General features: G+C 69.1%; 11 protein-coding genes. 5 read left to right on the plus strand and 6 right to left on the minus strand.

What is annotated here, in order from left to right; all coding sequences use genetic code 11:
* Positions 1-18 precede the first annotated feature (18 nt).
* Positions 19-1,413: a GntP family permease gene (locus DOM67_RS00175; RefSeq protein ID WP_232825076.1), complete on the plus strand. Its 1,395-nt coding sequence runs from the start codon at positions 19-21 to the stop codon at positions 1,411-1,413.
* Positions 1,414-1,512: 99 nt separating this feature from the next.
* Here the strand turns inward: DOM67_RS00175 and mmsB are convergent, their stop codons facing one another.
* Together mmsB and DOM67_RS00185 are read right to left on the minus strand one after the other, a co-directional pair.
* Complete coding sequence (gene mmsB / locus DOM67_RS00180) at positions 1,513-2,430, minus strand: 3-hydroxyisobutyrate dehydrogenase (protein WP_110673666.1); 918 nt, start codon at positions 2,428-2,430, stop codon at positions 1,513-1,515.
* A gap of 128 nt (positions 2,431-2,558) precedes the next feature.
* On the minus strand, positions 2,559-4,052 hold the full coding sequence (locus DOM67_RS00185) for a CoA-acylating methylmalonate-semialdehyde dehydrogenase (protein WP_110673667.1): 1,494 nt from the start codon (positions 4,050-4,052) through the stop codon (positions 2,559-2,561).
* A 195-nt stretch (positions 4,053-4,247) separates the two neighbouring features.
* Between DOM67_RS00185 and DOM67_RS00190 the strand changes: the two genes are divergently transcribed.
* Entirely contained in the window at positions 4,248-5,156 is a 909-nt protein-coding gene (locus tag DOM67_RS00190; RefSeq protein WP_110673668.1) for an AraC family transcriptional regulator, read from the plus strand.
* An 86-nt stretch (positions 5,157-5,242) separates the two neighbouring features.
* Here the strand turns inward: DOM67_RS00190 and DOM67_RS00195 are convergent, their stop codons facing one another.
* The 3 genes from DOM67_RS00195 to DOM67_RS00205 all read right to left on the minus strand — a co-directional run bounded on the left by DOM67_RS00195 (position 5,243) and on the right by DOM67_RS00205 (position 7,000).
* Complete coding sequence (locus DOM67_RS00195; RefSeq protein ID WP_110673669.1) at positions 5,243-5,968, minus strand: 16S rRNA (uracil(1498)-N(3))-methyltransferase; 726 nt, start codon at positions 5,966-5,968, stop codon at positions 5,243-5,245.
* A 7-nt stretch (positions 5,969-5,975) separates the two neighbouring features.
* Positions 5,976-6,461, minus strand: coding sequence for a protein-export chaperone SecB (secB, locus tag DOM67_RS00200; protein WP_110673670.1), 486 nt, complete (start codon positions 6,459-6,461; stop codon positions 5,976-5,978).
* 116 nt (positions 6,462-6,577) lie between these two features.
* Positions 6,578-7,000, minus strand: coding sequence for a rhodanese-like domain-containing protein (locus tag DOM67_RS00205; RefSeq protein ID WP_110673671.1), 423 nt, complete (start codon positions 6,998-7,000; stop codon positions 6,578-6,580).
* A 469-nt stretch (positions 7,001-7,469) separates the two neighbouring features.
* Between DOM67_RS00205 and gpmI the strand changes: the two genes are divergently transcribed.
* The 3 genes from gpmI (at position 7,470) to DOM67_RS00220 (ending at position 11,761) form a co-directional block, all read left to right on the plus strand.
* Complete coding sequence (gene gpmI, locus DOM67_RS00210; protein WP_110673672.1) at positions 7,470-9,044, plus strand: 2,3-bisphosphoglycerate-independent phosphoglycerate mutase; 1,575 nt, start codon at positions 7,470-7,472, stop codon at positions 9,042-9,044.
* Positions 9,045-9,092: 48 nt separating this feature from the next.
* Positions 9,093-10,241, plus strand: a complete 1,149-nt coding sequence (locus tag DOM67_RS00215) for a peptidoglycan DD-metalloendopeptidase family protein (protein ID WP_232825077.1) — start codon at positions 9,093-9,095, stop codon at positions 10,239-10,241.
* 161 nt (positions 10,242-10,402) lie between these two features.
* The gene (locus DOM67_RS00220) at positions 10,403-11,761 is read left to right on the plus strand and encodes a S41 family peptidase (protein ID WP_110673673.1); all 1,359 of its coding nucleotides are present in this window, start codon (positions 10,403-10,405) and stop codon (positions 11,759-11,761) included.
* An 87-nt stretch (positions 11,762-11,848) separates the two neighbouring features.
* On the opposite strand, the gene DOM67_RS00225 is transcribed toward DOM67_RS00220, so the two are convergent.
* Positions 11,849-13,093, minus strand: a complete 1,245-nt coding sequence (locus DOM67_RS00225; protein ID WP_110673674.1) for a UbiH/UbiF/VisC/COQ6 family ubiquinone biosynthesis hydroxylase — start codon at positions 13,091-13,093, stop codon at positions 11,849-11,851.
* Positions 13,094-13,118 lie beyond the last annotated feature (25 nt).

A 13,118-nucleotide genomic window follows, 5' to 3' on the forward strand; every position in this document is an offset into this window, starting at 1 on the left:
ACTTTGAAGCTTCACATCATGGAGGTATCTCTAATGGATGGCTGGACGCAAACCCTGTCGGCCGGGCCGCTGCTCGGCATCGCCGCCGCCGCGATCGCCCTGCTACTGGTCCTGATCATTCGCTTTCATCTGCACGCCTTCCCCACCCTGGTGCTGGTCAGCCTGCTGACCGCCTTTGCCACCGGCATCCCCGCCGGCGCCATCGTCGATACCATGACCGACAGCTTCGCCGGTACGCTGGGCTCGGTGGCGCTGCTGGTCGGCTTCGGCGCCATGCTCGGCAAGCTGGTGGAGCACTCCGGCGGCGCCCAGGTGCTGGCCGAACGCATGGTGTCGCTGTTCGGCGAGTCCCGCGCGCCGTTCGCGCTGGGTATCGCCTCGCTGATCATGGGCTTTCCGATCTTCTTCGATGCCGGCCTGATCGTGATGCTGCCGATCATCTTCGCGGTGGCCAAGCGCCTCGGCGGCCCGGTGCTGCTCTACGCCCTGCCGGCGGCGGCGGCCTTCTCGGTGATGCACGTGTTCGTGCCGCCCCACCCCGGCCCGGTCACCGCCACCGAGCTCTATGGCGCCAACCTGGGCCTGGTGCTGCTGGTGGGGATCCTCATCGCCTTCCCGATGTGGTACCTCTCGGGTTACCTGTGGGGGCGTTTCGCCGCCAGCCGCTTCGACTTCAAGCTGGAAGTCAGCCTGTTCGGCGGCCAGGACAACGACACGATCGAGAATCCGCCCAGCGTGGGCACGGTCATCGCGCTGCTGCTGCTGCCGCTGGCGCTGATCTTTCTCAACACCGGGCTCGATTTCGCCCGCGCCGCCGGCGTAGCCGACAGCGACGCCACCTGGTTCCAGTTCCTCTCCTCGCTGGGTGAGACGCCGATCGCGCTGCTGATCTCGGTATTGGTGGCGATCTACGTGCTGGGCAGCCGCCGCGGTGAAGGTGGCAGCGCGCTGGAGAAGATCGTCGACTCCTCGCTGGGGCCGATCTGCTCGGTGATTCTGATCACCGGCGCCGGCGGCATGTTCGGCGGGGTGCTGCAGGCCTCGGGTATCGGCGATGCGCTCTCCGATTCGATGAGCAACCTGGGCATGCCGGTGATCGTCGCCGCCTATCTGGTCGCGGTGGTCATGCGCCTGGCCCAGGGTTCGGCCACGGTGGCGCTGGTCACCGCCGCCGGGCTGATGGCGCCGGCGGTGGCCAGCGGCGACTTCTCCGCCATGCAGGTGGTCGCGATCACCCTCGCCACCGCCGCCGGCTCGGTGTTCGCCGGCCACGTCAACGACTCCGGCTTCTGGCTGGTGGGGCGGCTGTTGGGCATGGACGTCAAGACCACGCTGATGACCTGGACCGTGCAGCAGGCGCTGGAGTCGATGGTCGGCTTCCTCCTGGCCGGCGTCGTCTACCTGCTGTTCTGATCCGGCCGGCAGGCATCATCAGTGCCCGATACGGGCAGCCTACAGACGCCCCGGCCACGCGCCGGGGCGTCTGCGTATCGTCGCGAATATCGGCACGACTCACGCCTGGCCCGATGGCTCATGCCCGCGGGCGTAGAAGCGTTGAATGCTGGAGAAGTCGTAGCCCTCGCCACCGGCGGCGGCGTGAAAGCCGTAGAGACTCTTGGCCAGCGCCCCCAGCGGCGTGGTCGAGCGGCTTCTCAGCGCGGCCTCCTGGGCCAGACGTAGATCCTTGTTCATCAGCGCCACACCGAATCCCCCCTGATAGTCATGGCTGGCCGGCGCCTCGGGCATCACCCCGGGCCAGGGGTTGTAGACCTTGAGCGCCCAGTTGCTGCCGGAACTCTCGGCCATGATCGCCGAGAGCACGGCGGGATCGAGACCATTGTCGACACCGAGCTGCAGCGCCTCGGCAGTACCCGCCATGAGAATGCCCAGCAGCATGTTGTTGCAGATCTTGGCGGTCTGCCCGGCACCGCTGTCGCCGGCGTGGAAGACGTTGCGCCCCATCGTCTCCAGCAGCGGCCGGGCGCGCTCGACCGCTTCCGCCGGGCCGCCGCAGATGAAGGTCAGGGTGCCGGCGCGGGCCCCACCCACGCCGCCGGAGACCGGGGCATCGATCAGCACCCGCCCCAGTTCGTCGGCACGCGCCGCCAGCGCCCGCGAGGTGGCGGCATCGATGGTGGAGCAGTCGACGATCAGCGCCGCCGGGTCGATCGCGTCCAGAATACCGGCATCAGCCGCGCCATCGCCCAGATAGAGCCCCTGGGCCGCCGCCGCCGAGGGCAGCATGCTGATCACCACCTCGGCCCCGGTGACCGCCTCACGCGGCGAGGCCGCGGCCGTCGCGCCGCTGGCCACCGCCGCCTCGACCAGCGCCGGCAGCAGGTCGAAGACGCGTACCGTATGGCCCGCCTGGATCAGATTGGCGGCCATGGGCCCGCCCATGTTGCCGACACCGAAAAATGCGATATTCATCGTCCGCTCTCCCCTGAGATGGCGTATTCGTCTCTCGTCCTGACCTACCCGTCTCTCTCGTTCTCACGTATCTGCCCCAGGCCCTGACCTGTCCGCCCCGGGCCGGGCTCATCCGTTGTGGCGACGTCTCACTGCAGCTGTATGGAAAGATTGGGCCCGGCCACGGCTTCCTCCTCGAACCAGCGGCTGGTGACCGTCTTGGTCTCGGTGTAGAAGCGCACCGCCTGCTTGCCGTAGGCGTGCTGATCGCCATAGAACGACCCCTTCCAGCCGGTGAAGCTGAAGAAGGGCAGCGGCACCGGAATCGGTACGTTGACGCCCACCTGGCCCACCTCGACCTGCTGCTGGTAGCGTCGCGCCGCCGCCCCACTGGCGGTGAATATCGAGGTGCCGTTGCCGTAGGGACTTTCGTTGACCAGCGCGATCGCCTCGTCGAGGGTGTCGACACAGAGACAGCAGAGCACCGGGCCGAAGATCTCCTCGCGGTAGATCGACATCTTCGGGGTGACCTCGGTGAACAGCGTCGGCCCCACCCAGTTGCCATCGGGCAGCCCGGCCACCTGGCAGTCGCTGCCATCGAGCCGGCAGGTGGCGCCCTCCGCCTTGCCGCGGGCGATCAGGTCGAGAATCCGCGCCTTGGCCTGGGGGCTGATCTGTGGACCATAGGCGGCGTCGGGGTCGTCCCAGGCGCCGGGGCGCAGGTCCGCGAAGGCGGCGGTGAGCGGCTCGATGCACTCCCGCGCGCTACCGACGAACACCGCCACGCTGATCGCCATGCAGCGCTGACCGGCGGCGCCGCAGGCGGCCCCCACCAGCGCGTTGACCACCTGCTTCGGGTCGGCGTCCGGCATCACCACCATATGGTTCTTGGCCCCGGCGAAGCACTGGGCGCGCTTGAGGTGGTCGGTGGCGGTGCGGTAGACGTGCTGGCCCACCGCCACCGAGCCGACGAACGAGACCGCTGCGATCTGCGGATGGGTGAGCAGCGCATCGACCTGCTCACGGCCACCGTGTATCACCTGCAGCAGGTCCGGCGGCGCGCCGGCTTCGAGAAACAGCTCGGCCAGCCGGTTGGGGGTCATCGGGTCCTGCTCCGAGGGCTTGAGCACGAAGGCGTTGCCGCAGGCGATCGCCAGCGGAAACATCCACAGCGGGATCATCGCCGGGAAGTTGAACGGGGTGATCCCCGCGCACACGCCCAGCGGCTGGGTCCACGAATGGGTATCGATGCCACGGGCCACATTTCCCAGCGTCTCGCCCATCATCAGCGCCGGCACGTTGGCGGCCTGCTCGACCACCTCGATCCCGCGCCACACATCGCCCTTGGCATCCTCGAAGGTCTTGCCGGTCTCCCGCGAGAGCCCCACGGCGATCTCCTCCTGATGGGCCTTGAGCAGCGCCTGGTAGCGCATCATCAAGCGCGCCCGCTCGCTCACCGGCACCTCGCGCCAGCGCTCGAAGGCCGCCCGCGCCGAGGTCACGGCGCGCTCGATCTCGTCCGGGGTCGCCGCTGGCGCCTCGCACAGCACCTGCTGTGTGGCGGGGTCGGTGACCGCCATCCAGTGTTCGCTGTCGCTCTGGGCGAAGGCGCCCGCGATCAGTTGGGGTAGTCGTAGGGTCATGGTCCGCTCCTGAAGCGCTGGCGAACCGCGCTGGCGCGGGTGGGCGTGGAGGGCATGCGTGTCACCGCCGGCGCCGCTCGGTCCGTCTGCGAGGGCGATCTCGAGCCCCGTCGCGCAGGGGATCTTCGATCAATGGCTAAGGTGTAACACGCCCCTGGCGGCCATAAGATGGCGTAAATTGCCGGGAGATGGACAATGTTGCGCCAGTCCCTGCCACCATTGTCGGCCCAGACCTCGCCCTGGCCGCTGCCGCTGAGTGGACGTCGGGTGGTGATCCCTCAGACGGCGATCGCGGCGCTGGAGACCCACCCGCTGTGCCGCGAGTGCCTGCCCCACGGGGTCGGCTTCTACCCCCACGCGGCCGGCCACCATATGCAGCGGTCGGCACCGCGCGATCATCTGCTGATCTACTGTGAAGCGGGTTCGGGAATGGTGGAGTGCGCGGGTAAGCTCTCTCCGGTGCGCGCCGGCGACGTGCTGCTGCTGCGCCCGCAGCGGGCGCATCGCTATCGTGCCAACCCGCGCGATCCGTGGACGATCTATTGGGTGCACCTGGGCGGCACGGCGGCGGCGGACTATTTCGATGCCATCGCCGAGCCGCAGGACGAGGTGTGCATCAAGATCGGCCACCATCCGCGGATCGTCGCCGAGTGGGAGCTGCTGCTGTCGGTGGTGACACGCTTTCGCACACTGCCGCTGATCCACGCCGCCAATCAGCTCAAGGCGCTGCTGACCTACATCGCCCTGGTGCGCCACCAGCGCGACGCACGCCACGCGGCGCTGGACGTCTCCCGGGTCAACACCTGGCTGCAGGCGCACCTCGACCGCCGGGTGGAGCTCGCCACCCTGGTCGACGCCACCAGCGAGCTGTCGCGCTGCCAGTTCATCCGCGAGTACAAGCGCCAGACCGGGCAGACGCCGATGCAGGCGTTCCAGCACTTCAAGATCAGCCGCGCCTGCTACCTGCTCGATGTCACCACGCTCAGCGTGGGCCAGATCGCCGCCGACCTGGGCTACGACGATCCCTACTATTTTTCGCGTCAGTTCAAGAAAGTGATGGGCGTGGCACCGCGGGACTATCGCCGCGAGCACGCCACGTCTTGAGCCTCCGGGCCCGGGGCGATGCTCCCTGGATGCGCGTCACCGCCAGCCGCCGACTGTCCCACGGGTGGCCAGTGTTCAGACCGAATCTAGAGATCGCCGAAGTAATGCTGCAGCAGCGTCAGTGCCACCACCGGGGCGGTTTCGGTGCGCAGGATGCGCGGACCAAGGGTGAGGGGCTGGAAGCCGGCATGGCGTGCGGCCGCGACCTCGGCGTCGGTGAGACCGCCTTCGGGGCCGATCAGCAGCGCGGCGCTATCGAGCGCATCCGTCTGGCGCCAGCTGTCGTCGGTGGCGGGGTGGAGCACCAGGCGCAGCTGCTCGTCGCGGGCACCGAGCCAGGCCTCCAGCGGCTGCGGCGGGTGCACCGGCGGTACGCTGGCACGCCCGCACTGTTCGCAGGCGCTGACCGCCACCCCCTGCCAGTGGGCAAGCTTCTTGGCCTCGCGTTCGCCCTTCAGGCGCACGTCGCCGCGCTCGACGTAGAGCGGGGTGATCGCCGCCACGCCCAGCTCCACCGCTTTCTGGATCGCGTAATCCATGCGGTCGCCCTTGGAGATCGCCTGCCCCAGATGCACCGCCAGCGGCGACTCGCCGCGGCCGGGTTCGAGCGTCTCGATCCGCGCGACGACGCGCTTGCGCCCGGCTTCGATCAGGCTGGCCTGAGCCTCGAGCCCGGCACCGTCGAAAAGCTTGAGCGGGGCGCCCACGCCCAGACGCAGCACCAGCGCCACGTGACGCGCGGCGCCCTCGGGCAGAACGACGTCGCCGCCGACCCGGAAGTCGGCGGCGACATGAATGCGCGGTATGGCCATGGCGCGCTTACTGCGTGGTGTCGCTGGCCTGGGCGGCGCGCTGCTGCTTCTGGGCGTACATCGCCTCGAAGTTGACCGGCGCCAGCATCAGCGGGGGGAAGCTGCCGCGCCCGACCAGGCTATCGATGCACTCCCGCGCATAGGGAAAGAGCACGTTGGGGCAGAAGGCGCCCAGGGTGTGGTCGAGCTGCGCCCCGTCGAGGCCCGAGATGCGGAACAGGCCAGCCTGCTCGACCTCGACCAGGAAGGCGGTGGCGTCGTCTTCGTTGTTGGAGACCTGAGCCGTCACCTTGACCACGACCTCGTAGAGATCCTCACCGACCGACTCGCTGGTGGTATCCAGATCGAGGCCGACCTTGGGCTTGAACGGCTGCTGGAACACGCGCGGTGAGTTCGGGGCCTCGAACGAGATGTCCTTCACGTAGATGCGCTGCAGGGAGAACTGGAGCTGCGGCTGTTCCTGCGTGCCCTGCTGATTGTTGTCTTCCGCCATGGTGCATTTCCTTTGGGTTAGATCGGAGCGGTTGGCGTGTGGCCCGCGGTCGGTAGCGGGCCCGGCTGGCTAGCACGGGCCGCCCTCATCCGCCGACGAGCGCGTATCGGGTCGGCTCAGCGCTTGACCACCGGCAGGCTGTCGGCCTGCCACTGGGCCATGCCGCCCTTGAGCTTGTAGACCCGCGAGAAGCCCGCCTGGCTCAGCTCGGTGACCGCGGCCGCCGAGCTCTGGCCATGCTTGCAGACCACCACCACGGGTTGGTCCTTGTGCTTCTCCAACTGGCCCAGGCGCTCCTTGAGCCGGGCCTGGGGCACGTTCTTGGCGCCGGCGATATGGCCGGCCTTGAACTCGGCGCTGTCGCGGATATCGATGACGACGCCATCTTCGCGGTTGATCAGCGTGGTCGCTTCGCTGGTGGAGACGCCGGAGGCGCTGCCACGCTTGGCCTCGAACGCCAGCCACGCGAGCAGTACGACCAGGAAGGCGCTGACCAGCAGCGGATGATTTTCAACGAATTCGAACAACTGATCGATCATGGGTCTGCCGACACTCTCAAAGCGGGAATGCTGGGGCCGGAAGCACCGGGCCGCAAGACGCGGCGGCGCGGCTCCCGGCGCGCGTGGCCATGCGCTGGCGCGGCACCTGAACCCAGGCAAAAGCACCACGCTGGCTGACACTCAAAAATGACTGCATAAACGCCTGCACGCGCGAATGGCTGCGCTGCGCGGTACGCGAGAACTCGCCTGACACCGTGCCATGTCTCGTTCTGTGCGTGCCGTGCGCCGTGCCTTTCCGCGGGTTCGGCGATCTATTCAGCGCTTTCCTCACGGCCCGTTTTCGGGCGCCGGCCATTATACACGAGGCGGCAGCCGAGACGAGGCGCACGCAGGCTGACCCGATGCCGCGGGTGCGCTATGCTGCGAGGCCGGGGCGTGGCCGTGCCCGCCGCCCTGCGTATCGTCGCCCTGAGTGTTTTCCGTTCATCCGATTTTACCGAGGCTTGTCATGACAGAGACATCCACGCCGCGCCCCGTGGCGCTCTTGATTCTCGACGGCTATGGCCAGAACGACGATAGCACCGCCAATGCGGTCGCCAGGGCCAGGACGCCGGTAATGGATCGGCTCAAGCGCGACTACCCCAACACCCTGATCCACACCGATGGCCCCTATGTCGGTCTGCCCGAGGGGCAGATGGGCAACTCCGAGGTCGGCCACATGAACATCGGCGCCGGGCGCATCGTCTACCAGGACTTCACCCGGATCACCAAGGCGATCGAGGACGACGAGCTGGGCCAGATCGCGGCCCTGACCACGCCGATCGACGACGCCGTCGCCAACGACCGTGCCGTGCACCTGATGGGCCTGCTCTCGCCGGGTGGCGTGCATAGCCACGAAGATCACCTGCTGGCGGTGGCCGAGCTCGCCGCCGCCCGCGGCGCCAAGCGCATCTACCTGCACGCCTTCACCGATGGCCGCGACACCGCGCCCAAGAGCGCCGGTGCCTCGATCGAGCGCGCCAACGCCAAGCTCGCCGAGCTGGTCGGCAGCGACAACGGCTTCGTCGCCTCACTGGTGGGCCGCTACTACGCCATGGACCGCGACAACCGCTGGGATCGGGTCGAACAAGCCTACCGCCTGATCGCCTTCGGCGAGGCCGAGCAGGTCGCCGAGAGCGCCGAGGCGGGTCTGAAAGCGGCCTACGACCGCGGCGAGACCGACGAATTCGTCAGCGCCACGGCCGTGCGCCCGCAGGGTGACAAGCTCGCCATCGCCGAGGGCGACGCCGCGCTGTTCCTCAACTTCCGTGCCGACCGCGCCCGCGAGCTGACCCGCGCCTTCGTCAATCCGGATTTCGATGGTTTCGACCGCGGCGAGCGGCTGACCCTCGCGGGCGATGGGCTGGTGATGCTGACCCAGTACGCCGATGACATCGACACCCCGGTCGCCTTCCCGCCCAAGGATCTGGTCAACACCCTGGGCGAAGTGGCCGCAAGCCATGGGCTCAAGCAGCTGCGCATCGCCGAGACCGAGAAGTACGCCCACGTCACCTTCTTCTTCTCCGGTGGCCGCGAGGAGCCGTTCGACGGCGAGGATCGCGAGCTGATCCCCTCGCCCAAGGATGTCAGGACCTACGACGAGAAGCCGGAGATGAGCGCCTTTGAACTGACCGACACCCTGGTCGGCGCGATCGAGAGCGGCAAGTACGACCTGATCATCTGCAACTACGCCAACGGCGACATGGTCGGGCACACCGGCGATCTCGACGCCGCCACCAAGGCGGTGGAAGCGGTCGACGTCTGTCTCGGCCGAGTGGTCGAGGCGATCCAGAAGGCCGGCGGCGAGTGCCTGGTCACCGCCGACCACGGTAACGCCGAGCTGATGACCGATCCCGAGACCGGCAATCCGCACACCGCTCACACCACCTTCATGGTGCCGCTGGTCTACGTGCCTCGGGATCACGACTCGGCCGAGCTGCAGGCGGATGGCCGCCTGTGCGACCTCGCACCGACGCTGCTGCATCTCTTGCGCCAGCCGGTCCCCGAGGAGATGACCGGCCACGTGCTGATCAAGGGGGCCTGAAGCGGGCATGGCGGCAGCGCGACGTGACACCGCAGGACCCCGGCGCTCGTGACGCGCGGTGGTCAGCGGCTGGGGGTGATCCTGCTGGCCGGCAGCCTGCTGCTGGCCGGCCAGGTGTGGGGGCAGGCCAACCCGCAGGAGGCGCGCGCGCGTCTCGATAGCCTGGCCACCGACATCGAGGCGCTGCAGGGCAAGCTCAAGCAGACCCAGGCGGCGCGCGGCGACGCCCAGAGCCAGCTGGAGACGGTGGAGACCGCGATCGGCGCCACCCACCAGCGGATGGACACGCTTCAGGACGAGCGCCACGACCTCGACGAACAGGTCGCCACGCTCACCGCCCAGCGCCAGACCCTGGACGCCGAGCGCCACCGCCAGCGCCAGGCCCTGGCCCAGCAGTTCGATGCCCTCTACCGCCTCGGCACCACACCGCAGCTCAAGCTGCTGCTCAATCAGGACGACCCTGCCGAGGTCGACCGTCTGCAGCACTATCTCAACGCCATCTCGCAGGCGCGCCAGGCACGCCTCGACACACTGCGCGATCTCAACCATCAGCTCGACCAGAACCTCGCCGCGATCGACCAGCGCCGCCAGCGGCTCGATCAGGTGCAGCGCGATCTCGATCAGCAGCGTGAACGCCTGGCCGCCAGCCTGCGCGAGCGCCAGACACTGGTCGACAAGCTCGACTCGCGCTACGCCAGCGAGCAGTCGCGGCTGGAGGATCTCAATCAGGATCGCGCCCACGTCGAGCGACTGCTCGATCGCATGCAGGAGGAGCTGGCCAAGCTCAAGCAGCCGCCGCCCTCCACCGCCATCCGCAAGACCCGCGGCGACCTGCCGTGGCCGGTGCAGGGTCGCCTGCTCTCGGGCTATGGCGATGGCGACGGGGTCAATCGCAACGGCGTGCTGATCGGTGCCGCCGCCGGCAGTGCGGTCAAGGCGGTGCATGCCGGGCGCGTGGTGTTCGCCAACTGGATGCGCGGCTTCGGCAACCTGCTGATCCTCGACCACGGCGATGGCGTGCTCACGCTCTACGCCCATCTGCAGCAGTTCACGGTCAACCCCGGCCAGCAGGTGGCCAACGGCCAGACCGTGGGCGCGGTGGGCGATACCGGCGGCCAGGCCCGCCCCGCGCTCTACTTCGAGGTGCGCCAGAACGGCGACCCGATCAATCCCAACCGCTGGATGGCCAAGCGCTGAGCCCACCCCGGCTCACGCGCGTTAACATCCGCCCCGGGAGACGCTATGCTGGGGTTATCAAACGCCGTTCCATCATCCGGCCAGCCGCACCCACGTCGCGCCGGGTGGCAGGCCCCGCCGGCGCCAGCGGCCCCTCATCCAGCTCGAGTCGCGGAGACCGCATGACACCCACCCGTCCGAACACCCTGGCCCGTCGCCTGCGGCTCGCTCCTGTCGCCTGCGCGCTGGGCCTGGCCTTCGCCACGCCCGGGGCGACGCTGGCCGCCGAGCCGGCCGCGACACGCCAGCCCGCCGACGATGACCTGCCGGTCAAGGACGTGCAGACCTTCGCCGAGGTCTTCGAACGCATCAAGCGCGCCTATGTCGAGGAGGTCGACGACAAGACCCTGCTGCGCAACGCCATGCACGGCATGCTGAGCCAGCTCGATCCGCACTCGGAGTATCTGGATGCCGACGCCTTCGAGGCGCTGCGTGAAACCACCGAGGGCGAGTTCAGCGGCGTCGGCATCGAGGTCGGGCTGCGCGATGACCAGCTCACGGTGATCTCGCCCCTCGACGACACCCCGGCGGCCAAGGCGGGGATCCAGCCCGGCGACCGTATCGTCGCCATCGACGGCACGCCCACCGACAATCTGACGCTGCAGGAGGCGGTCGACCTGATGCGCGGCGAGCCCGGCAGCCAGATCCAGTTGACCATCCTGCGCGACAACGAGCAGGCGCCACGCACCTTCGATTTGAAACGCGAGGCGATCCAGTCGGAGAGCGTCACTCAGCGCGAGCTCGAACCCGGCTACGGCTATTTACGCATCAGCCAGTTCCAGAGCCGAACCGGCGACCAGACCCGTGCGGCACTCCAATCGCTCACCGCCAAGGGCCCGCTCAGGGGGCTGGTGCTGGACCTGCGCAACAACCCCGGCGGCGTACTCTCCAGCGCCACCGAGGTCGCCGACCAGTTCCTCTCCAGCGGGCTGATCGTCTACACCCAGGGCCGGCTGGTCGACGACGACATGCGCTTCACCGCCCACCCCGCCACCCTGGCGCCGGACGTGCCGCTGGTGGTGCTGATCAACGGCGGCAGCGCCTCGGCGGCGGAGATCGTCGCCGGCGCGCTGCAGGACCAGCAGCGGGCAGTGCTGATGGGCACCCAGAGTTTCGGCAAGGGGTCGGTGCAGCAGGTGCTGCCGCTGGGCAACGGCGACGGCCTCAAGCTGACCACCGCGCGTTACTACACCCCCAGCGGGCGTTCGATCCAGGCCGAGGGCATCACCCCGGACGTGCGTGTGGTGCGCGGCCGGCTGGAGGTCGACGCCACCCCGGGCTTCCAGCTGCGGGAATCCGACCTGCGCGGCCATCTGCAGAACGCCAACCCGAGCGCACAGCGCAACGCTCCGGATACGCCCATCGCCGCCAACGACTACCAGTTGAGCGAAGCGCTCAATCTGCTCAAGGCACTCAACGTGGTTCACTCGGCCCGCGTGCCGGCCACGCCTGGCAGCAGCGAGAGCGGCAACGCCAAATGAGCCGACCGCCGGCCTAGCGGCGGTCCGGGCGTACGAGAAGAGCGGCGAGGGGGAGCGTCAAGTCGCGAGCGGAGCGGCGGCGACCGCTCACCGGCACCGCTGCGGCACGTCGCCATACTCGCCCAGGGCCTGACGGATCAACAGCCGCTTGAGCAGCGGCAGCCGGTCGACCCCGGAGAGCCCCCAGTTGCGCGCCAGCCGCAGCGCCGGCTGACGGCTGCCGAAGAGCCGCTGAAAGCCCTGCATGGCGGCGAGCATCGCCGCGTTCTCTCCCCGCCGACGCCGCGCATAGCGCGCCAGAATGCGCGGATCGCCGGGCTCGGCCCCGCGCTGCCGCGCACGCACCCACTCCTCGGCCAGTACCGCGGCGTCCATCAGGCCCAGATTGACCCCCTGCCCGGCCAGCGGATGCAGGGTGTGGGCGGCATCGCCGATCAGCGCCAGACCCTCGGCGACATAGTCGCTGGCATGACGCTGCACGATGGGAAAATGAGGCGCGGCGTCGATCACCTCGAGCCGCCCCAGACGCCCGTCGACGGCCCGTTCGAGCGCCTCGGCCAGCGCCGCGCGCCCATCCTCGCGCTCACCCAGAGCGGTGAGCCGGCGCGCCTCCGTCGGCGTGGTCGACCAGACGATCGAGCAGTGAGCATCGCCCCCCTCGATCGCCAGCGGCAGAAATGCCAGCGGGCCGCTGGGCAGAAAGACCTGACGCGCGGTGCCGGCATGACCATGCGCGCAGCGCACGCTGGTGACCACCGCCGCCTGGCCGGTGTCGCGGGCGGTCAGCGCGATACCCGCCAGGTTACGCAGCGGCGAGTGGGCCCCATCGGCCCCCACCACCAGCGGCGCGCGCCACTGCTCGCCGGTGTCCAGCGTGACCACCGCCTGCCCCGCCTCGCGGGTGTAGCCGGTCAGGCGCACGCCACGTAGGCAGGTGACCTGGGGCAGCGCTTCGAGCCGCGCCTCGAGCCCGGCGACCAGCAGTTCGTTCTCGACGATGTGTCCCAGCGCCTCGACGCCGACGTCGTCGGCATCGAAGTGGATCTCGCCGCCGCCCTCGCCATCCCACACCTGCATACGCCGATAGGGCGCGACACGCCGGGCGGCGACCCAGGGCCAGACGCCGAGCGACGCCAACAGGCGCTGGGAGGCGGCGGTCAACGCGCTCACCCGCAGGGCCGGCGCGCCCTCGCCCGGCGGCGTCGCCCGTTCGACGGCCGGCGCGGCATCGAACAGCGCGACCCGCCAGCCGGCCTCGCCCAGCAGCAGCGCCAGCGTGGCGCCCACCATCCCGCCGCCGACGATCAACACGTCGTTGGTTGGCTGTGTCATGTCGGATCTCCCGTCTTGGGAAACG

The organism is Salinicola sp. RZ23 (assembly GCF_003206675.1).
GTDB classification, from domain to species: Bacteria; Pseudomonadota; Gammaproteobacteria; order Pseudomonadales; family Halomonadaceae; genus Salinicola; species Salinicola endophyticus.